This is a genomic window from Nonomuraea sp. NPDC049269, from assembly GCF_043197155.1.
Taxonomy (GTDB): domain Bacteria; phylum Actinomycetota; class Actinomycetes; order Streptosporangiales; family Streptosporangiaceae; genus Nonomuraea.
The window spans coordinates 707,978-727,290 of record NZ_JBICSO010000008.1 but is presented as its reverse complement, the minus strand read 5'-3'; the positions used below and the strand labels follow the sequence as shown (position 1 = coordinate 727,290).

Below are 19,313 nucleotides of genomic sequence, written 5' to 3'. Positions count from 1 at the left end.
CAGCTCAGGCGCTTCTACTGAATCGAGACGCAAGCCTTGGAAACCAGTACCTTCCTACGCGTGGTTGGACCGGGTCGTTCTCAGATGGACGGCCCACCGGTAGCGCGGAGGGCCGCCCACACCGTCAACTCTGTTGCGAGAGAAGGTGCACTGATGACGGTGTCACGTCGTACCCGTCGATGGCGAGCCGTGACTGTCGCGGGCGTCCTGCTTTTAGTGGTTGCCTCGTTCGCTTGGCCCGCACTGGCCCAGGGGACGAGCACCGCTGCCGCGGTTCTTTCGCTCGCGCTCGCCTGGCAAGAGAGGAACGCGAAGCGCACCGACAAGCGCGGTAACTAGCTTCGCGTCGATCGCCCGCATCGGGCCGTGCCTGGATAAGGCGCGGCCCGAGCACGGTCGTGGCGAGAACGGCCTCCAGGCCGCACGCGCAGCGTGCGGCCTGGAGGCCGCGAGCGGCGCGTAGCGCCGCCTTGATCCTCACAAGAACGATTCAGCGGGTATCGCATACGCCTGCCATTGAGCAGGGAACTGGTTTGGGGTAGACGTTGGCCAGGGCCGATCGAGCTCCCGTCCATCAGTTCTAAGCCCCCACAGACTGCTTCGTGAGCACGAGGACCGAACGGCACACCGGCGCGACACTGATGCACCCCAAGGCGGGAGGTGAGGACTTCGTCGGTCATGAGAGGAGGCCGAGCGACGCGTCGCCGAGGTTCTCAAGGACGGCCCTGGCCGAAACCGTGCATGGGGTCGTGGGCAAGCATTGGGCGTGGACACCCGCAAACGATCAGTGGGAGCCGTGGACAGCCGGACATGCGAATAGAGCCTTCGCCTCGTTTTACCGGAGGTCAGAGGCCCTTCTGTACTGGTGGAGAGTTGCGCGCCCTGCAGGATTCGAACCTGCGACCGTCGGATTAGAAGTCCGATGCTCTATCCAGCTGAGCTAAGGGCGCTCGAATTCGGCGTCTGACCAGCACGTCAGCCGACCAGGTGAGACGGTAGCATAATCATACACCGATCGAACAGTATCGGATTTGGAGAGGCCCATGGCGCGATCCCGAAGACAGCTGCCCCCTTCGCCTCCCCTGCTCGACATGGTCCCCTCCTGGGAATTGTCCCTTCAGGCGGCTGACAAGTCACCCGGAACGATCCGCAGTTACCTCGACAGCGTACGCGTCCTGGCCCGGTTTCTCTCCGAGCGCGGGCTGCCCGTGGAGGTGGAGGCGGTCGAGGCCGCGAACGTGCGGGCGTTTCTCGATGCCAGTTCGGCCACGACCAGTCCGGGGAACGCGCACAAGCATTTCCGGAACCTGCGGGTGTTCTTCAACTGGCTGATCGCGGAGGAGGAGCGGACCGCGGGGACGCCGATGGCCGGGATCGATCCGCCCAAGGTGGCCAGTCGTACGGTCGAACTGCTGGCTGATCGGGAGCTTGAGGCGTTGCTGGAGGTGTGTTCCGGGGGGTCTTGGGTGGATCGTCGGGATACCGCGATCGTGCGGGTGCTCATGGACAACGGAATGCGACTGTCTTGGCTGGCCGGGCTTCGGCACAGTGCCGACGTCAGCGACGAGGGCGGGGACGTGTGGTTGGATCGGCGGCTGCTGCGGATCGTCCGTAAGGGGGAAGACGCGCATCTGGTGCCGATCGGTCCGAAGACCGCCGCGGCGATCGATCGGTATCTGCGCGCCCGCGCGCGGCATCCGCACGCGGCCTCGCCCTGGCTCTGGCTTCCGGTACGCGGCATCACGGCCGAAGGTGGGGAGCGGCGGCTGACCGCCACGGGGATCCAGCAGATGCTGGAACGGCGGGGACGGCAGGCGGGGATCTCGGGGCGGCTGCATCCGCACCGGTTCCGGCAGACGATGGCCGACGACTATCTGGGCAAGGGCGGCGATCCGCTCGATCTGATGCGGATCACCGGGTGGAAGAGTGTGGAGATAGTGCGCCGGTACCTCGAAGCTGGGGCAGGCGTGCGGGCACAAACTGACGTCGCCCTCGGCGACCGCCTCTGACCGAAGTCAGTCCGTCAGCGCGATCACCACCCACATGAACGCCGTCCCCGCCAGCGTGGCCAGCAGCGTCGGAGCGGCGGCACGGCTCGTGGTGTGGGCCTCGGGCAGGATGTCGGACGTCGCCAGATACAACAGGAACCCGGCGAACATCCCCAGGTACGCCCCCAGTATCCCGGCCGGAATCGCGATCAGGGACGTCAAAGTCGCCCCGGTCACCGGTGCGAGCGCATCCAGACCCAGCAGAAGCACCGCCCGGCGGCGCGCGTTCCCGTACAGGGAAGTGATCGTGTACGTGTTGAACCCGTCCGTGAAGTCGTGCGCGATGACGCCGATCGCGACGGCGACGGCGAGCGTGGTGTCGGTCTGGAAGGCGGCGCCGATCGCGGCACCGTCGAGGAAGCTGTGGACGACGAGCCCGGTGCCGGCGACGAGGCCGACGCCCGCGTGCGAGTGGCGGTGTGAGGCGTAGTCGCCTTCGTGGGCGTCGTGCATGCCCATCGAGCGTTCGACGGCGTGGATGCCGAGGAACGCCAGCGCGAACATGAGCATCGGCACCGGCACCCCGCCGAGCTTGGCCGGTTCGCGCGAGAGCGCCTCAGGCAGCAGGTCGAACGCCACCACGCCGAGCATGACGCCGGCGGCGGCGCCGAGGACGAGGTGACGGCGTTCCTTGACCCGATGCGCGACCAGCCCGCCGAGCAGCGTCATCAAGAATGCCGCGAACGACAGCAGGATCGGCATGACGCTCCAGGCTAGGGGGCGCGTGTGCGCCGCAGTGTCTCGACACGCTAAAACGCCAGGCGGGAGGGTTATAAAAGGGTCTAAGCTCTCTTGGCATGGTCGCGACGCTCCTGCACGAGATCCCCTTGCAGGGCGGGGATGTGACAGACGGGGTGGTCCGGGTCGGTGACACCGTGCGCAGGCCGGTGCGCCCGTCGACGCCCGCCGTGCACGCCCTGCTCCGGCACCTGGAAGCCGCCGGGTTCGACGGCGCGCCGCGCGTGGTGGGCGTGGACGGGCTCGGGCGGGAGATCCTCACCTATGTTCCGGGTACGACCGGGCTCGGCCTGGTGACGGTCACCGACGAGGCTCTGGTACGCCTGGCCGAGCTGCTGCGCGACTTCCACGACGCGACGGAGGGCTTCCCGCTGACCCGCGGCGGCTGGGAGGGCGGTTCGAACGACGACGCCGCCCCCGAGGTCATCGGTCACTGCGATATAACCCCCCAAAACGTGATATTTCGTGATGGAAGACCGCGGGCGTTGATCGACTTCGATCTGGCCCGGCCGACGACCCGGCTGTTCGACGTCGTCACGACGCTCAGGCACTGGGCTCCCATCGCCGACCCCGTCGACCTGGCTCCGCTCCAGCGCGGGCTGGACGTGGGGGCGCGGCTCCGCTTGTTCTGCGACGCGTACGGAGTGCCGCCCCGTGATCGCCGACGGCTGCTGGAGCTGGCCAGGCTCCGGTTCCAGCGCTCGTACACGGTCATGCGTGGCCGGGCGGCGGCGGGCGGGAGCTGGGCCAGGATGTGGGCGGGCGGCGCGGGCGAGCGCATCCGCCGGGCGGCCGCCTGGCTGGACAAGCACGAAGATAAGCTCCATGCGCATTTGGTCAGCTAAGTCCCACCCAACCAGGCCGCTGGGCATCGCGTTGGGGGTCGTGCTCGACGCCGTTGTCGGCGATCCGCGCACGGGCCACCCCGTCGCGCTGTTCGGCCGCGCCGCCACCAGGCTGGAACAGGCCCTGTACGGCGATGCCAGGCCGAACGGTGTCGCCCACGTCGTCGTCTGCGCGGGCACGGCCGCGGGCCTCGGCGTGCTGGCCGAGCGGGTGGCGAACCCGGTCGTCCGTACGGCGTTGACGGCCGTCGCCACCTGGGCGGTGCTCGGCGGCACCACGCTGGCCCGCGAGGGCGCCTACCTGGCCGAGGCGCTGGAGGACGACGACCTGACCAGGGCACGCGCCCGGCTGCCGCACCTGTGCGGGCGCGACCCGGCCCGGCTGGAGGCGCCCGAGATCGCCAGGGCCACCGTCGAGTCGCTGGCCGAGAACGCCTCCGACGCCGTCGTGGCCCCTCTCTTCTGGGGCGCTGTGGCGGGCGTCCCCGGGCTGCTGGCCTACCGGGCGATCAACACGCTCGACGCGATGATCGGCCACCACTCGCCGCGTTATGAGCGTTTCGGGTGGGCGGCGGCCAGGCTCGACGACGTGGCCAACTACCTGCCGGCTCGGCTGACGGGTCTGATCACCGTACTGGTGGCCCCGAACCGGGCGCGGGCGCTGACCGTACTGCGCAGGGACGGCCACCGCCATCCCAGCCCGAACGCGGGCAGGTGCGAGGCCGCGTTCGCCGGGGCGCTCGACCTCACGCTGGGCGGCACGAACGTCTACGGCGGCCGGACCGAGCACCGCCCGACCATGGGCGACGGCCCCAAGCCCGAGGCCGGGGACATCCGGCGCGCGGTACGCCTCACCCGAGCGGTGAGCCTGACCGCCGCCGGCATCGCGGTGCTGGCCGCCTGGGGCCTGCGCCGCCGAGGATGAGGTGCTACGTCAGGCTCTGCCGGTTCGTCACGAACCAGAACGCGATCACCACGACCACGCCCAGCCCGAGCATCACCTTGACCGAGCTGCCCGTGGACTGCCGCCTGATCGGTACGGCCCGCATGGAGTGCCGCCAGGCCTGCCGGGCCGAGACCATCGACTGGAAGCGGCGTCCCGCGACGAACAGGGCTAATGCCACGATAATGAATAAGACGACAACGCGGCTGTCGGACGTGTCCATAGAGCCGCTCCTCCGTAAGTCAAGGAGATGTGCCCCCGCACAAGCTGAAAGCCCCAGAATACTCAGCTGTGCCGCTTTGTGAAGTTGTCAATTCCGAGGGTGCAAGAGCAGGAGAAGGGCGGGCAACCCGGCCAGTGCGGCCATGAGGACGGCGGTCAGCGTCAGGTTCCCGGCCGCCAGGAGCGGGGCGACGGCCGCGGCGCCGAGGGGCGGCGTGGCCTGCATGAGCGTACGGAGCACACTGAACGCGCGGCCGCGCAGGGCGGGCGGGATGAGCTCCATGCGCAGCGACTGGGCCCAGACGGTCATCACCACCCCCGCCGCCCCGATCAGCAGGAAGCCCGCCGCCAGCACCCACCGGTCGGGTACGGCCAGCACCGCCAGGAATCCGGCCGCGGCGACGAGCTGCGCCAGCCCGATGGCCCGCATCCGGCCGGTGTTCGGCTTCCATGATCCAGCCAGGAACCCGCCCGCCAGCTCGCCCACCGACAGGGCGCTCAGCAGCAGCGCCAGCGTGGCCGGTCCGCCGGGCAGCCGGTCCTTGGCCAGCCACGGCCCGGCGACCAGCACCAGGGCGCCCTCAGCGATGTTGAACGCCATGAACGCCAGCGTCGTGCGTACCAGCGCCCGGTCCCGCAGCAGGTGGGCCAGTCGCGGCCGACCCGTCTCCGCCGTCACGTGCGGCCGCAGCGGGGTGCGGACCAGCAGCGCGGCCACGGCGAAGCACAGGTAGCTGACCGCGTCGAGCGCGAGCACGTTCACCGCGCCGATGGCGTCGATCAACGTTCCGGCCAGGGCGTAGCCCACGATGCCGGACACGGCGTACGCCAGGGACTCCAGCGCGTTGGCCTTGTCGAGCTCGTCCGGCTCGACGAGGTCCGGGATGGCCGCGGGTACACCGGCCATGGGCACCATCTTGAGCAGGCCGTGCAGGGCGGCCACCACGAACGGCAGCCAGCCCGGCATCCCGCCACCCAGCACCGCCGTCAGCGGCACGGTGGCCACCGCGACCCCTCTGACCAGGCTGTCGGCGGCCAGCACGTGCCGCTTGTCGAAGCGGTCGAGCAGCGGGCCCACGGCCAGCCCGCCGGCCAACACCGGGGCGGTGTAGCAGGCGGCCAGCAGGCTCAGCGCGGCGACGCCGCCGGGGCCGTTGAGCACCAGCCAGGACAGGGCCACCAGCGTCATGCCGTCGCCGACCAGCGAGATGGACGAGCCGATCCACAGCCGGCGGAAGTCCCGCGTGGCCAGAACGGTGAGCGTCATGCCGCGGCCCACAGGTGGTGCAGGGCGTAAGAGCGCCAGGGGCGCCAGCTCGCGGGCGCCTGCCGTACCTGCCGGGTGGGCAGGAAGACGTCGGGGTCGGCGAGCGCGCGCATGCGGATGTAGGCGGCGGTCCGCTCGTCCACACCGGGCACGGTACGCAACTGCCGCTCGGCCGCGTCCCGGTCGGCGCCCGGATCGAGCGTGAGCCGCCCGGTGATCAGCGCCTCGGCGATCGGGGCGACCTTGGCCAGCGCCGCCGCGAGCGGAGCGACCTCGGTCAGCGCCGCCACCGGCGGGGCGGCCTCGGCCAGCGCCTTCGCGAGCGGGGCGGCCTTGGCCAGCGCCGTCACCGGCGGGAACAGCCGGGTGACGCCACCCGCTGGGCTGCCGAGCGGCTCGCCGAAGCGTTCGACCAGCTCCGCCAGTTCGTCGCCCGGCCCGCACACCGCGCGCACGGCCAGCTCGGCGGGGTCCACGTGGCCGGGCGCGCGCAGCCCCGGACGGGCCGCGACCAGCGGGGCGAGCATCGGGTCCGCGCCGAGCACCTCCGCGATCTCGCGCGGGTCGGCGTCCAGGTCGAGCAGCACCCGGCACCGCCGTACGGCGACCGCCAGGTCCCTGACGTCCGCCAGCAGCAGCTCGCACCGCATGTGATCGCCGCCGTCCGTCACGTCCACCACGCCGGTCCCGTACGGCAGGCGCAGCGACCTGCGGTAGAACCCGGCCCCACCCTCCTCAACGCCAGGCACGGCCCGCGCGGCCAGATAGCCCAACAGCGCGTCCGCGTCCAGCGGCGGCCGATAGGCCAGCCGCACCTGGACCCGCACCGCCCGCGAACTCGGCACTCCCGCCGAGCCCAGCACTCTCGGTGAGCCTGACGCGGCCTCCGGGCCCAGCGCGGTCGCTGAGCCCAGCTCAGTCTCCGAGCCCAACGCGGTCGCTAAGCCCAGCGCGGTCGCTGAACCCGGCACAGTCGCTAAGCCCGGCACGGTCGCAGAGCCCGGCCGGTTCCCGCCCTTTCCTGGGACGCGGGACCGCAGCTCGGTCGGGGTCAGACCGTACAGCTGCCTGATCGTCTGGTTGAACTGCCTGATGCTCGCGAACCCGGCCGCGAACGCCACCTCCCCCGCCCCCAGCCCCGTCGACTCCAGCAGGATCCGCGCGGTCTGCGCCCGCTGCGCCCGAGCCAGCGCCTGCGGCCCGGCGCCGAGCTCGGCCAGCAGGAGCCGGTGCAGCTGCCGCTCGCTGTAGCCGAGCCGGGCGGCCAGCCCCGAGACGCCCTCCCTGTCCACCAGCCCGTCGGCGATCAACCGCATCGCCCGCCCGGCCACGTCGGCCCGCAGGTTCCACTCGGGCGAGCCGGGCGCCGCGTCGGGACGGCAGCGCTTGCAGGCCCGATGTCCCGCCTGCTGGGCGGCCGCCGCCGAGGGGTAGAGGCGTAGGTTCTCCGGTTTGGGCATGGCCGCCGGGCAGCTCGGCCGGCAGTAGACGCCCGTGGTGGCCACCCCGACGAAGAACCGCCCGTCGAAGCGCCGGTCGCGGCTCCTGAGCACCGCGTACAGGTTGTCAGCATCCATCACCCGACCCACTGTGACGTGCGCCGGGGCGCGGCGGCTAGCCACGATCGGACGCCAACGGCAACGCCCTACAGGAGCCCGGTACGGCGGGCCAGGGCCGCCGCCTCGACCCGCGAGCCCACGCCGAGCTTGGCCATGATGTTGGACACATGGACCCCCGAGGTCCTGGCCGAGATGAACAGCCGCTCGGCGATCTGCTTGTTGCTCAGCCCCTCGGCCACCAGCTCCAGCACCTCCAGTTCCCGCGCCGACAGCCCGGGATCGGCCGTCAGGCTCACCCTGCCGCTGGCCGCCGCGGCCTCGACCTCGCGCCGCAGCGGCTCCGAACCCAGCCGCCCGGCGATGGCCGCGGCCTCACGCAGCAGTTCGCGCGCCGCCTCGGTGTCCTGTTCGGCCGCTCTGACCAGGGCCTGCCCCAGCGCGTACGGCTGACCGACCGACCGCCACGCGGCCACGGCGGCCGGCCACGAGCCCCCGCACTCGGCCTCGAAGGTCGCCCGGTACGCCTCCTGGACCCGGCCCGTCGTCTCCATGCCAGGAGGCGCCTGCCGTACCCGGCCCGTACGCGCGGCGATCACCAGCAGCGGCCAGGCATAGCGGCGGCTGAGCGTCACGTCGTGCGCGGACAGCACGTGGTCGGCCAGCCGCCCGGCCCGCTCCACATCACCGGCGGCGACGGCGAGCCTGCCTTCGAGCAGGTCAGGCTCCAGGCACGAGTCATAACCGCGCGAACGCCCGCGCATCAGCGGCCTGGCCCGATCCAGCACGCCGGCCGCCTCCTCCAGCGAACCCTCCCAGACCGCCACCGTGCCGAGCACCATCAGCAGCCAGGCTCGGTGGATCGGCGGCGGCTCCAGCGCCAAGGCCGCGTCGATGACCTCGCGCGCCTCCTTCCAGCGACCGAGGGAGGCCAGGGGCTCGGCCAGGTTCGCGGCGATGTGGGCGCCGCGCGAACGGGCCATGCCCATGCGCCTGGCCTGCGCCATGCCCCGGCGCGCGATCGCCTCCGCCCTGATGTGCTCCCCCGCCGCCTCCAGTACATCGGCCTCGCCGGCGTACGCGACCAGCACCGTGTCGTCGTCGGGAGCGGCGGCCCGCGCCTCGGCGTGCAACCTCGACGCGGTCGCCAGGTCGCCTTCGAGCGCGGTGAGCGCGGCCAGGGTGACGAGGGACCTGGCGTCGCCGAGCGCCAGCGCGTCCTCGGCGCGGGCACGGGCCTCGGCGTCCTGGCCGTTCCAGGCGAGCGTGTTGGCGAGGGCGCCGATCAGCCGGGCCTCACGCGGCGCCAGCCGTACCGCTTCGCGCAGATCCGCCAGGCCGTCCTCGCCGAGCAGGTCACGGATCGCCACCCGCAGCTCCAGCAGATGCGCGGCCCGCAGCGGATCGCCGCCCACCTCGTCGAGCGCCAGACTCGCCAGCTCCTCGGCCCGCTCGGCGTCACCCACGTGCAGCGCGTCCTTGGCCGCCAACTCCAGCACCGCGGCGTGATCCATGCCCTCGCCGCCGTGGTGCCCTTCGGGGTCGGCGTGGTCCCACAGTTCCAGTACGCGGTCCCAGCGGTGTGCCCGCCAGGCCGCCTGGAAGGCGCGGCGTCTGTCGCCCGCCGCGTACCAGTGGTCGGCGGCCAGTTCGGGCCGCGCCTCGGCGCAGCGGATGTGCAGGCGGATGCGCTCGCCCGGCAGCAGGTCGTCATAGACGGCGTCCCGGATCAGCGTGTGCCTGAACACGTAGCCGTCACCATCCACCAGCAGCAGCCGAGCCCGGACGACCGGCCGCAACGCCTCGTCGAGTGCCAGGTCGTCCAGCCCGGCCACGGACCGCAGCACCTCGTGCGGCGTCCTGCTCCCCTCGTACAGCGCCGAACGCGACACCGAAGACGACACGGCGGCGATCCGCAGCACGTCCAGGCTGGCCCGGCCGAGCCGCTCCGCACCGGCGAGCAACAACTCGCGCAGCGAGGCGGGCGTGGTCGGCGTGGCGGTGCCCGCGTCGGCCAGCGCCTCAGCGAACAGCGGATTGCCCTCACTACGCGCCACGATCCGCTCGATGTCGGTACGGGCAAGCCCAGGCACTTGATCGCCGTCGGTGCCGCCCAGCATGCGCGCCACCTCATCGCGACCCAGTGGCGGGACCTTGAGGACCTCGGCCACAGGCAGACGCAGCGGCTCACGCGAGGTCGCGATCACCAGCACGCCGGGCCGCGTCAAGTTACGCAACAGGAACACCAGCAGGTCGCGAGTGGCCTGATCGGCCCAGTGCAGATCCTCCAGCACGAGCACGACGGGCCGCCGCTCCGCCACCCGCTCGACCAGCAGCAGCACCTCTTCGAACAGCCTGGCCCGCCCCAGCTCCGGGTGTTCCTCCAGTTCGCCGAGCTCGGGCAGCAGCCGCGCCAGCCCCATCCGGCCACCGCTGGGGATGAGCTCGGCACCGTACTCCCGGACCAGGCGGCGCAACACCGGCACGAACGGCGCATACGGCATCACACTCGGACCAGCCATCGGCTGAACAGCCGTTCCCGGGTCGGCGCCGCCCTCGGCCACCAGCGCGTCGACGCCGCGCGTGAACTCGCGTACCAGCGACGATTTGCCGATCCCCGCCTCGCCGACGACGAGCACCGCACCTGGCGTCCGCTCCAGGGCGGCCGCCAGCGCGGCAAGCTGCTTCTCACGTCCGACGAACACATTCCCACACTATGAAGAGGTGGCTACGCATCATGCCCGATGTGCCTGAGGCGAGCCTCCGGCACTGTCGGAATTATGCTGACTCACCCAATGTCGTCACCTTCTGGTTCGCTGCTCACCCGCCCGCTGCTCCTGGCCATGGCCGCCGCGGCCAGTGGGCTGCTGGGGTTCTATCTGCTGTTCGCGACCATGCCGCTGTACGCCGCGTGGGGTGGCGCGGGCGAGACCGGCGTGGGCCTGACGACCGGCGCCATGATGCTGTCCACGGTCCTGCTGGAGCTGGCCGTCCCGTGGCTGCTGTCGAGATACGGCTACCGTGCCGTGCTGGCGCTCGGGCTGGTGCTGCTCGGTCTGCCCGCCTTGCTGCTGCCCCTGTCCGCGGGGTTGCCGCTGGTCTTGGGGGTGGCGCTGCTGCGTGGCGGCGGGCTCGGCATCCTGGTCGTCGCGGGCACCGCGCTGGCCGCCGAGCTGGTGCCGGCCGAACGGCGTGGCGAGGGAATGGGCCTGTACGGCGTGGCGGTGGGGGTTCCGTCCGTCATCGGGCTGCCGCTGGGCCTGTGGGCGGCCGGAGCGCTCGGCTTCACCCCGGTGCTCGTCGTGGGCGGCCTGATCCCGCTGGCCGGACTGGTCACGGTGCTCGCGCTGCCTGCCATAGCACCCAACACCGGAAGGACCGGAAACACGGAAAATGCTGGGACGTTCGAGCTGCGTGTCCAGGTGCGGCCCACGCTGATCTTCGCCGCCGTCACGCTGGCCGTCGGCGTGCTGGTGACGTTCCTGCCGTTGGCCGGGTCGCCGGGGCTGGCCTCGGCGGCGCTGCTCGCCCAGTCGCTCGGCACGCCGCTGGCCCGCTGGTGGGCGGGGCGGATCGGGGACGGGCACGGCTCGGAGCGGCTGCTGGTGCCCGGCGTTCTCGTCACCGCCGCCGGGGTCGCGCTCCAGGTCTGGGCCGGCGAGCCGGTCGCGGTGGTGGCGGGGATGGCGTTGTTCGGGGTCGGGTTCGGGGTGCTGCAGAACGCCACGCTGGCGCTGATGCTCGAACGCGGTCCTTCTGGCCCGGTCAGCGCCCTGTGGAACCTCGCCTATGACGCGGGGATGGGCGTGGGCGCGATGGGGTTCGGGCTGTTCATCGGCCACACCGGCTACCCCGTGGGCTTCGCCGTGACCGCCGCGCTGGTCGCCGCCACCCTGCCGCTGGCCCTGAAGCGCACCCGGCCCATGGCGCACCGCTGAACGCGGGTCAGCCGGCCCGCTCGACGCCCACCGTGATCTCGTTGCCCAGCTTGTGCCGGCCCACGAGGTCGAGATCGTCGCCGCTCCAGAACCTGCCCGGGTCGTACCAGTTGGGCCGGCGCCCGCCGGGCAGCAGCCCCATCTCCTCGTACGTGACCGCGACGATCTCGGCGCAGTAGGCGCTCTCCAGCGTGCGCTCCCCCATCCGGCGCCGCAGTTGCGGGACCCGTCCCCTGGCCCAGCGGGCCGCCAGCCGCGCTGTGGAGGGGAACGGTGTGCCGTCGAGCCGGGCCACCGCGCGCAGGGCGGCGTCCTCCATCTCGGGCGTCGCCTCGGGTTCGAGCTGGCGGAGCCAGGCCCGCTGACCGTACCTGTTGGCCCAGACAGTGACCGCGTCGCGCAGGTCGTGGAGTTGCACCCCGCGCTGGTGGGTGCCCGACCAGAGATCGGGCAGCGACCTGCCGAGCTCGGCGTGCCACATCATGGGCGGCAGGTCCTCGACCACGATCGCCATGCCGACATGGTTGATCGGGCTGTTGGTCATCGTCTGGATGGCGCGGTCCGGCACCGAGCGCCCGCGGAAGACCCACACATCGCCGGTCCTGGTCAGGCTCACGGCCTCGTCGAGAGTCAGCACACCGCTAGCCTAGGCACATGCGCTGGTGGAAGATAATCGGACTGGCCGGGGTCGCGGGAGTCGCGGCCACCGGGGTGGCGATCGCGCGGGCCGAACGCCGCCGCCGCGCCTACACCCCGGAGGAAATCAAGGAACGGCTGCGCGACCGCGTCGAGGGAGCGCCGACGTCTGGAGGAGGAGCGACGGGAGCGTAGCGACCAGAGCGACGGGGGAAGACGGCGGCATCAGGCGACCGAGACCGCCTCACGAAGTGAGGCCGTGAACACGAAGGTCAGCCAGCGGGTCGCAAGTCGTAGACGAAGACCACGTCGGGATAGGCCGGGTTGTCGTCGTAGCCCTGGATGCCGCCGAGGTAGGCGCGCTGGTAGTTGACCACCCAGGGCAGCGCGCCGGCCACCCGCTGGTCCAGCACCCGGCTCGTGGCCTGGGCGAAGGCGCGCTGGGCGGCGGCCTTGTCGGTCACCGTGAGCTCGGGCAGCGTGTCGAGCAGCGCGTCCGTCCGCTTGTCCTTCAGGTAGGCCAGGTTGAAGACCGGCGGCTCGGCGCTGTGGAAGACGTTGCCGAACCACGAGTAGCCGTCGGCGTAGTCGGGCCACCAGTACATGACGAAGATGTCCTGGCCGCGCTTCTTGCCGAGCTCCCATTGGGCGTTCCACGGCATCGCCCGCGCCTCCAGCGTGACGTTGAGCGCCTTGAGCGTGGCCTGCAGCCTGGTGACGAGCAGCCGCTCGTCGTTGTCGCCCTCGGCGTAGGTGAGCCGCAGCCGCAGGGGCTTGAGGCCAGGACCGTAGCCCGCGAGCTGGAGCTGCCGCGCGGCCTCCACGAGGTCCTGCTTCGGTACGCGCCCAGGGGTGTGGCCGGGCAGCCCCTCCGGCACGATGCCGCTGGCCGGTGAGGCCGCGCCCTTGAGCGCCCGGATGATGCCCTCGTAGTCGACGGCCTTCTGCACCGCGCGCCGTACCCGCACGTCGGCCATCGGGCCCGCGGCCGTGTTGAACAGCAGCATCGCCGTCTGGAACGACGCCCGGGCGGACGTACGCAGGCCCGGTGTGACCGACGCCCTGGCGAACAGCCGCGGGTTGAGCCGGTCCACGAAGCTCACGTCACCGCGGAGCAGCAGCTTCCAGGCCCGGTCGGCGTCGGGCACGACGCGGTACTCGACCGTGCGGTAGTGAGGCTGGCTCCAGCCGCCCCAGTAGCCGTCGTACGACTTGAGCGTGAGCTCCTTCTCCTTGCCCTTGCGCCAGCTCGCGACCGTGTACGGGCCCGAGCCCGCGTCCCTGCCCGCCTGGAACCACTTGCCGAGGTCGGGAGCGGCCTGGGTGTCGTAGATGTAGGCCGCGTAGCCGGAGGAGGCGACCAGGTCCAGCGGGACCGGGTACTTGAGGGTGAACGTCACGGTCTCCATGTCGTCGGCCCGGATGGCGGACACCGCGTCCCAGATGTACGACGCCCCGGCCTTGGTCTTGATCGTCCGCTCGATCGACGCCTTCACCGCCGCGGCGTCCAGGGCCCTGCCGGTGTGGAAGGTGACGCCGGACCTGAGGGTGAACGTCCACGTCTTGCCGTCGGCCGACGAGCGCCAGGAGGTGGCCAGCCGGGGGCTGGACTTCTTGGTCACCGGGTTCCAGACGGTCAGCGTCTCGTAGATGTTCTGCAGGGCGATGATCTCGTTGGAGTACGAGTGGCTGGGATCCCAGTCGGAGATCACGTCCAGATTCTGAACGTAGACGAACGGCGACTCGCCGGCCGGTGCCTGCCGTACCACCTCTGAAGGGGTCGAACACGCAGCGATGGAGAGCACCAGCGCGGCGACCGCGGCGATACGACGGCGCAACGCATCTCCCTCTGTGACGGATGTACGCCGAAACTTACTGCACGATGCCTGTCAAAAGTCCAAAAGTCCCGAAAAATTAGCCATTCCAGAGATCGAATTGCTATCCTCTGGGCTTGTCCCGTCCGGGGTTGCCAGCAGGGGACCGACCGGAATGAGGTGCCATGGGTCGTAGCCGAACGATCCGCATGAAGATCATCGGTCTACTGCTGGTTCCGCTTGCCTCGATGGTGGTGCTCTGGGGAGTCATCACCGCCGTCACCGCGAGCGAGAGCCTGGAGCTGCGCCAGTACAAGACGCTCTGGACCAACCTGCGACTGCCCGCGTACAAGCTCATCAACCAGATCCAGCTCGAACGCCTCGCCTCGGTGAAGCTGCTGCGTACGAAGAGCCCGGCCGACCGGTCGGCCACCGCCGCGCAGCGCACCAAGACGGACGCGGCCGACGCGGACTTCAAGAAGCTCTCCAGCACGTCCATGAACGCGTCGGAGACGATCCGGACGCAGGTGGACGCGGTGCTCACGCAGATGGACCGGCTGGACGCGGTCAGGGCCGAGATCGACGCGGGCCTGTCCGACCGGCTGCGCGCGGTCGAGTCCTACAACGCGATGACCGACGCGCTGTTCGGCCTGCACCGGCGGGTGGCGTTCATCGACGACATCCCGATCTATGAGCAGTCGCGCATCGTCATCGACATGGGCTATGCCAAGGAGCTGCTCACCAGGGAGCAGGCCATCGCGGTCGGGCCGACCACGGACGCCGAGCGCAGGCTGTTCACCCAGTGGGTCGGCAACCGGCGCTTCATCATCGACCAGGCGCTCGGCGAGCTCGACCCGCGCCTGCGCGACACGCAGGTGTCGCTGATCACCTCGCCCGCCTACCAGCGGATGCGGCTCATGGAAGACCAGATCATCGCGGGCGCCGCCCCGAAGTCCTGGCTGACCACGGCCGACACGCTGGCCAAGTCGTTCCAGGAAGCCCAGATGCAGGCGAGCACGATGCTCTCCGTGCGGGCGGAACCGGTGGCCGACTCGGTGCTCAACCGGGCGTTCCTGCTGGCCGGGACCTGTTTCATCCTGGTGATCGTGTCGATCGCGTTCTCGCTGCGGATGGGCACGCGGCTGTCCAAGGAGCTGGGCGCGCTCCGGCTGGCCGCGCTCGAAGTGGCCCGGGAGCGGCTGCCGCAGGTCGTGGCCAAGCTGCGCAAGGGCGAGACGGTCGAGGTGCCGGAGCTGTCGGTGGCGAGCACGACCGCCGAGATCGCCGACGTCGGCCAGGCGTTCTCCATCGTCCAGCAGACGGCCGTGGAGGCCGCGGTCGGGCAGTCGCAGCTCCGCGACGGTGTCGGCTACGTCTTCCGCAACCTGGCCAGGCGCAGCCAGACGCTGCTGCACCGCCAGCGGATCCAGCTTGAGGGCATGCAGCACCGTACGACCGACACCGACGCCCTCGACGACCTGTTCCGCCTCGACCACCTGACCACGCGCATGCGCCGCCACGCCGAGGGCCTGATCATCCTGTCGGGCGCCACCCCGGGCCGCGGCTGGAGCAAGCCCGTGCCGCTGCTCGACGTGGCGCGCGGCGCGGCGGCCGAGGTCGAGGACTACCAGCGGGTCACCGTCGAGCCGATGCCCGGGCAGCGCCTGGCCGGGCCGGTCGTCGGCGACGTGATCCACCTGATCGCCGAGCTCATCGAGAACGCCACCGTCAACTCCCCACCGCACACCACGGTCATCGTGCGCGGCGAGGCGGCGGCCCGCGGCTTCGTCTTCGAGGTGGAGGACCGCGGTCTCGGGATGAGCGAAGAGGAGCTGGCCGACTTCAACGAGCGGCTGGCCAGCCCCCCGGAGTTCGACCTGGCCGACAGTGACCGGCTCGGCCTTTTCGTCGTCTCCCGCCTGGCCGCCAGGCATGACATCCGCGTGACATTACGCGGTTCACCATATGGAGGGACCACCGCGATCGTGTTGATCCCGGCAGAACACGTGAGCGACCCGCCGGCCGAGCCGGAGGACCGCGCCCAGGAGCCCGCCCCTCGCACCATGCGGGTGGTGCCAAGTGAATGACGAGCGGTGGCTGGATGAGGACGCGGGTCCCATCGTCCCCGCCTACCTGCTGACCCGGGGCCGTACCGTCCCCGCGAGCGAGGCCATCGACCTCATCGCGGTGATCATCACGGCCGGTGGCCTGGCGCCGCCCGCCGGGCTCGGCCCCGAGCACCTGATCATCATGCAGAAGTGCACGAAGCCGACCCGGCTGGTCGACGTGGCCGCCGAGCTGAACCTGCCCATCGGTGTGGTCAGGGTCCTCTGCGGCGACCTGCACGCGCAGCAGCTCATCCAGGTCGAGCCGCCGCGCGCCGCGCCGGACGCCACGGTGCTGCTGGAGGTGATCAGCGGCCTGAAGGCGCTCTGAGGCGCCTTCAGGCCGCTGATCACGCTCCTGAGCGCCGCCTTACGGCGTCGCGATGGCGACGCGCCGGTTGAGCAGGCCGAACACGGCCGCGAACACCGCGGCCACCGCGCCCGCGACGGCCGCGACACCGAAGACCCACTGGTACCCGAGCACGCCCGGCTGGGCGGCCAGGAGCGCGGCGATGACGGCGCCCGCGGTGCTGCCGCCCACGATGCGCACCAGTGCGTTGACCCCGGCGGCCAGCGCCGTCTTGTCCGGGCTGACGTGCTCGACCGCCATGGTGCCGAGCGCCGCGTAGCCCACGCCGAGCCCGATGCCCAGCAGGGACGTCGCCACGTAGATGTCGCCGCCGGTCCGATGGGCGAAGACCAGCCAGAGCGCCGCGAGCCCGACGACGACGCCACCGGCCGCCACCATCGACGAGGCCGAGAACCGGCGCATGAACCGCCCGGCGAACAGCGAGATCACCAGCATGAACAGCGTGCTGGGCAGCAGGTAGAACCCCACCTGCAAGGTCGAGGCCCTCAGACCCGAGGCCGGCGCCTGGGTGAACCCGGACACGCCGGTCATGACCGTGAAGAAGGCGAACCCGAGCAGCATCGAGGCCACCGTCGCGCCGATCGTGCCCCGCTGGACCAGCATCGACATCTGCACCAGCGGCTCGGTCACCCGCCGCTCGACGGCCACCCAGGCCACCGCGCCCACCACCGTGACCGCGAACAGCCCGAGCACCCCCGGCGAGCCCCAGCCCCACGAGCCGCCCTCGCTGATGGCCAGCAGCAACGCGACGAGCCACACGGTCAGCAGGAACGCCCCGGCCAGGTCGGGACGCCCGCCGCCGCCCGGAACCAGGTCGCGCACCAGGAAGGCGACGATCACCGCGGCGACCACCGTGATCGCGGCGGTGATCCAGAACACCGCGTGGTAGTCACCCGAGGCGAGCCCCGCGAGGATCATCCCGCCACCGCTGCCGAAGCCCATCGTGGCGCTGACCACCCCGATCCCGGTGGCCAGCTGCTCCCTGGGCAGCAGGTCACGGACCACACCGATCGACAGTGGCACCAACGCCGCCACGAACCCCTGCAAAACCCGGGCCACCAGCAACATCGGCAGCGAGGTGGCGAGCCCGGCCATGACGGAGCCGATCACCAGGAGCGCCAGCGCGCCGAGGATGATCGCCCGTCTGCCGTACATGTCGCCGAACCTCGACAACAGCGGCGTGGACACCGCGCCGACCAGCAGGCTGAGTGTGAGCGTCCAGCTCACGGCCGAGAGCGAGGTATGCAGCTCGCGCTGGAGCACGGGAAGCAAGGGAACCACCGCGGTGTTCTGCAAAGCGGCGATGGAGGCCGCGATCGCGAGCGCGACCACCGCGGGCCACGGGCTCTTGTTCGAGGTCTCGTGCCTTGGAGAAGCGACTACTGTCGCCATGACCGCTCCTTTAGATAACTTGGGTAAGTAACCGAGAGACGATAATACATACGTAAGTTAGGTAAGCAAAGCGATGGGCGAAGACCTCAACAAGACCGTGGCGGCCTTCAGACGGTTGGTGACCACTCTCAACCGCGCCAAGACGCACGAGCGGCTGACCGAGGCGGCCGGTGTCCGGCTCGACCGGCCCGACGTGCAGATCCTCGTCTATCTGCTCGACTCGGGCGAGCCGCGCAGGGTGGGCGCGATCGCCGAAGGCCTGCAGGTGGAGAGCCCGCACGTGACCCGGCACGTCTCGTCACTGGAGCAGCGCGGGCTGCTTTCCCGGGTCAAGGACCCCGACGACGGCCGGGCCTGGCGGATCGCGCTCACCGATGAGGGCGCCGCGGCGGCCGCCAGCTGCCGCCGCATCACCACGGAGTGGTTCGACGCCGCGATCTCCGACTGGCCCGATGCCGAGCGGGCCGAGCTGGGGCGGCTGCTGTCCAAACTCTCCGACGACCTGTGCACGCACCTCAATGACCGCTTCGCCGACACCGCCGCCAAGTGACCGTCAGCTGAGCGACATGACGGTCAGCCCAGCACGTCCTCGGCGCGGTGGCAGGCCACCTGACGACCGCCCACGTCCCTGAGCGCGGGCGCCTCCGCGCACTCCGGCGCCGCCAGCGGGCAGCGCAGCCGGAACGGGCAGCCCGTTTCGGCGGGCCGCGCCTCGGTCCTGCCCGTGGTCACGGGCGGCTCGCCCCCGAGCTTCGGTACGGCGTCACGCAGCGCCAGCGTGTACGGGTGCGCGGGCCTGTCCAGGAGGTCGGCCGTCGGGCCCGACTCCACGACGCGGCCCGCGAACAGGACGTGCGAGGTGCGGCAGAGCCGGCCGACCACGGCCAGGTTGTGGGTGATGAGCAGGCGTTCGGTGTCGAGGCCGGCCAACAGGTCGAGGATCCTGGCCTGGACGGTCACGTCGAGCGCGCTGGTGGGCTCGTCGAGGATGAGCAGCCGGGGACCGACCGCGAGCGCCCTGGCGATGACCACGCGCTGCCGCTGGCCTCCCGAGAGCTGGTGCGGGCGCCTGGTGGCCAGTTCCGGGGAGAGGCCGACCTGTTCCAGGAGTTCGGGGACGCGGTGCCTGGCGTTCCTCGGCAGGGCTTCGGCTATGGAGCCGCCGACGCGCATCCGGGGGTCGAGGGCTTCGGCTTGGAAGACCGGTTGAACGTCCCTGCGAAACGCCCTCATATCCGCATTTTTCAGGGTTTGCTTGCCGTACCAGATATTTCCGGATGTGGGGGTGAGCAGGCCGAGGAAGGCCCGCGCCAGCGTGGTCTTGCCCGAGCCGCTCTCGCCGATCAGGCCGACGCCGCCCTCGACGAGGTCGAGCGTGACGTCGTGCACGACGGGTGTCCGGCCGTACCCGAGCGTCACCCCCTCCGCCCTGAGCATCG

17 protein-coding genes and 1 tRNA gene are annotated in these 19,313 nt (G+C 71.0%); 8 read left to right on the top strand and 10 right to left on the bottom strand.

Annotation, left to right across the window (positions count from 1 at the left end; all coding sequences use genetic code 11):
• Positions 1 to 876: 876 nt before the first annotated feature.
• Positions 877 to 950: transfer RNA gene (locus ACGFNP_RS42900), tRNA-Arg, on the bottom strand.
• Positions 951 to 1,043: 93 nt separating this feature from the next.
• Between ACGFNP_RS42900 and ACGFNP_RS42895 the strand changes: the two genes are divergently transcribed.
• Positions 1,044 to 2,009, top strand: a complete 966-nt coding sequence (locus ACGFNP_RS42895; RefSeq protein WP_393328622.1) for a tyrosine-type recombinase/integrase — start codon at positions 1,044 to 1,046, stop codon at positions 2,007 to 2,009.
• Positions 2,010 to 2,015: 6 nt separating this feature from the next.
• On the opposite strand, the gene ACGFNP_RS42890 is transcribed toward ACGFNP_RS42895, so the two are convergent.
• Positions 2,016 to 2,750: a ZIP family metal transporter gene (locus tag ACGFNP_RS42890; RefSeq protein ID WP_358322285.1), complete on the bottom strand. Its 735-nt coding sequence runs from the start codon at positions 2,748 to 2,750 to the stop codon at positions 2,016 to 2,018.
• Between the two features lie 95 nt (positions 2,751 to 2,845).
• Here ACGFNP_RS42890 and ACGFNP_RS42885 point away from each other — a divergent pair, with 95 nt between their 5' ends.
• Both ACGFNP_RS42885 and ACGFNP_RS42880 read left to right on the top strand, forming a co-directional pair.
• Complete coding sequence (locus tag ACGFNP_RS42885) at positions 2,846 to 3,631, top strand: aminoglycoside phosphotransferase family protein (RefSeq protein ID WP_358322288.1); 786 nt, start codon at positions 2,846 to 2,848, stop codon at positions 3,629 to 3,631.
• The gene (locus tag ACGFNP_RS42880; RefSeq protein WP_393328620.1) at positions 3,612 to 4,556 is read left to right on the top strand and encodes a cobalamin biosynthesis protein; all 945 of its coding nucleotides are present in this window, start codon (positions 3,612 to 3,614) and stop codon (positions 4,554 to 4,556) included. The genes ACGFNP_RS42885 and ACGFNP_RS42880 overlap by 20 nt, the downstream gene beginning before the upstream one ends.
• 4 nt (positions 4,557 to 4,560) lie before the next feature.
• Here ACGFNP_RS42880 and ACGFNP_RS42875 read toward each other — a convergent pair whose 3' ends face one another.
• From ACGFNP_RS42875 to ACGFNP_RS42860, 4 genes are all read right to left on the bottom strand, one after another.
• Positions 4,561 to 4,755 (bottom strand): hypothetical protein, encoded by a 195-nt coding sequence (locus tag ACGFNP_RS42875; protein ID WP_393328619.1) that lies wholly within the window; start codon positions 4,753 to 4,755, stop codon positions 4,561 to 4,563.
• A gap of 129 nt (positions 4,756 to 4,884) precedes the next feature.
• Positions 4,885 to 6,063 (bottom strand): MFS transporter, encoded by a 1,179-nt coding sequence (locus ACGFNP_RS42870; protein WP_393328617.1) that lies wholly within the window; start codon positions 6,061 to 6,063, stop codon positions 4,885 to 4,887.
• Positions 6,060 to 7,640 carry a DNA-3-methyladenine glycosylase 2 family protein gene (locus ACGFNP_RS42865; RefSeq protein ID WP_393328721.1) on the bottom strand — a complete coding sequence of 527 codons (1,581 nt, stop codon included), beginning with the start codon at positions 7,638 to 7,640 and terminating at the stop codon, positions 6,060 to 6,062. Before ACGFNP_RS42865 ends, ACGFNP_RS42870 begins: the two co-directional genes overlap by 4 nt.
• Positions 7,641 to 7,708: 68 nt before the next feature.
• On the bottom strand, positions 7,709 to 10,324 hold the full coding sequence (locus tag ACGFNP_RS42860; RefSeq protein ID WP_393328616.1) for an ATP-binding protein: 2,616 nt from the start codon (positions 10,322 to 10,324) through the stop codon (positions 7,709 to 7,711).
• A 90-nt stretch (positions 10,325 to 10,414) separates the two neighbouring features.
• Here ACGFNP_RS42860 and ACGFNP_RS42855 point away from each other — a divergent pair, with 90 nt between their 5' ends.
• On the top strand, positions 10,415 to 11,557 hold the full coding sequence (locus tag ACGFNP_RS42855) for an MFS transporter (protein WP_358322303.1): 1,143 nt from the start codon (positions 10,415 to 10,417) through the stop codon (positions 11,555 to 11,557).
• Between the two features lie 7 nt (positions 11,558 to 11,564).
• Here ACGFNP_RS42855 and ACGFNP_RS42850 read toward each other — a convergent pair whose 3' ends face one another.
• A complete protein-coding gene (locus ACGFNP_RS42850; RefSeq protein ID WP_358323547.1) occupies positions 11,565 to 12,191 on the bottom strand; it encodes a hypothetical protein in 627 nt (208 codons plus the stop codon).
• Between the two features lie 20 nt (positions 12,192 to 12,211).
• On the opposite strand from ACGFNP_RS42850, the gene ACGFNP_RS42845 reads away from it, so the two are divergent.
• A complete protein-coding gene (locus tag ACGFNP_RS42845; RefSeq protein ID WP_358323609.1) occupies positions 12,212 to 12,388 on the top strand; it encodes a hypothetical protein in 177 nt (58 codons plus the stop codon).
• Positions 12,389 to 12,465: 77 nt separating this feature from the next.
• On the opposite strand, the gene ACGFNP_RS42840 is transcribed toward ACGFNP_RS42845, so the two are convergent.
• On the bottom strand, positions 12,466 to 14,031 hold the full coding sequence (locus tag ACGFNP_RS42840) for an ABC transporter substrate-binding protein (RefSeq protein ID WP_393328614.1): 1,566 nt from the start codon (positions 14,029 to 14,031) through the stop codon (positions 12,466 to 12,468).
• Between the two features lie 161 nt (positions 14,032 to 14,192).
• Here ACGFNP_RS42840 and ACGFNP_RS42835 point away from each other — a divergent pair, with 161 nt between their 5' ends.
• A complete protein-coding gene (locus tag ACGFNP_RS42835; protein WP_358322309.1) occupies positions 14,193 to 16,094 on the top strand; it encodes a nitrate- and nitrite sensing domain-containing protein in 1,902 nt (633 codons plus the stop codon).
• A complete protein-coding gene (locus tag ACGFNP_RS42830; RefSeq protein WP_358322312.1) occupies positions 16,087 to 16,443 on the top strand; it encodes a DUF742 domain-containing protein in 357 nt (118 codons plus the stop codon). The genes ACGFNP_RS42835 and ACGFNP_RS42830 overlap by 8 nt, the downstream gene beginning before the upstream one ends.
• A gap of 39 nt (positions 16,444 to 16,482) precedes the next feature.
• Here the strand turns inward: ACGFNP_RS42830 and ACGFNP_RS42825 are convergent, their stop codons facing one another.
• Entirely contained in the window at positions 16,483 to 17,874 is a 1,392-nt protein-coding gene (locus ACGFNP_RS42825; protein WP_393328612.1) for an MFS transporter, read from the bottom strand.
• A 73-nt stretch (positions 17,875 to 17,947) separates the two neighbouring features.
• On the opposite strand from ACGFNP_RS42825, the gene ACGFNP_RS42820 reads away from it, so the two are divergent.
• Positions 17,948 to 18,424 carry a MarR family transcriptional regulator gene (locus ACGFNP_RS42820; protein ID WP_358322318.1) on the top strand — a complete coding sequence of 159 codons (477 nt, stop codon included), beginning with the start codon at positions 17,948 to 17,950 and terminating at the stop codon, positions 18,422 to 18,424.
• Positions 18,425 to 18,447: 23 nt separating this feature from the next.
• Here ACGFNP_RS42820 and ACGFNP_RS42815 read toward each other — a convergent pair whose 3' ends face one another.
• The gene (locus tag ACGFNP_RS42815; protein ID WP_358323550.1) at positions 18,448 to 19,311 is read right to left on the bottom strand and encodes an oligopeptide/dipeptide ABC transporter ATP-binding protein; all 864 of its coding nucleotides are present in this window, start codon (positions 19,309 to 19,311) and stop codon (positions 18,448 to 18,450) included.
• Positions 19,312 to 19,313 lie beyond the last annotated feature (2 nt).

Coding starts and splice junctions, on each gene's coding strand:
- ACGFNP_RS42855 (WP_358322303.1), top strand. CDS start 10,415: ATGTCGTCACCTTCTGGTTCGCTGCTCACCCGCCCGCTGCTCCTGGCC.
- ACGFNP_RS42845 (WP_358323609.1), top strand. CDS start 12,212: ATGCGCTGGTGGAAGATAATCGGACTGGCCGGGGTCGCGGGAGTCGCG.
- ACGFNP_RS42820 (WP_358322318.1), top strand. CDS start 17,948: ATGGGCGAAGACCTCAACAAGACCGTGGCGGCCTTCAGACGGTTGGTG.
- ACGFNP_RS42895 (WP_393328622.1), top strand. CDS start 1,044: ATGGCGCGATCCCGAAGACAGCTGCCCCCTTCGCCTCCCCTGCTCGAC.
- ACGFNP_RS42825 (WP_393328612.1), bottom strand. CDS start 17,874: ATGGCGACAGTAGTCGCTTCTCCAAGGCACGAGACCTCGAACAAGAGC.
- ACGFNP_RS42890 (WP_358322285.1), bottom strand. CDS start 2,750: ATGCCGATCCTGCTGTCGTTCGCGGCATTCTTGATGACGCTGCTCGGC.
- ACGFNP_RS42835 (WP_358322309.1), top strand. CDS start 14,193: ATGGGTCGTAGCCGAACGATCCGCATGAAGATCATCGGTCTACTGCTG.
- ACGFNP_RS42815 (WP_358323550.1), bottom strand. CDS start 19,311: ATGCTCAGGGCGGAGGGGGTGACGCTCGGGTACGGCCGGACACCCGTC.
- ACGFNP_RS42865 (WP_393328721.1), bottom strand. CDS start 7,640: ATGGATGCTGACAACCTGTACGCGGTGCTCAGGAGCCGCGACCGGCGC.
- ACGFNP_RS42885 (WP_358322288.1), top strand. CDS start 2,846: ATGGTCGCGACGCTCCTGCACGAGATCCCCTTGCAGGGCGGGGATGTG.
- ACGFNP_RS42880 (WP_393328620.1), top strand. CDS start 3,612: ATGCGCATTTGGTCAGCTAAGTCCCACCCAACCAGGCCGCTGGGCATC.
- ACGFNP_RS42870 (WP_393328617.1), bottom strand. CDS start 6,063: ATGACGCTCACCGTTCTGGCCACGCGGGACTTCCGCCGGCTGTGGATC.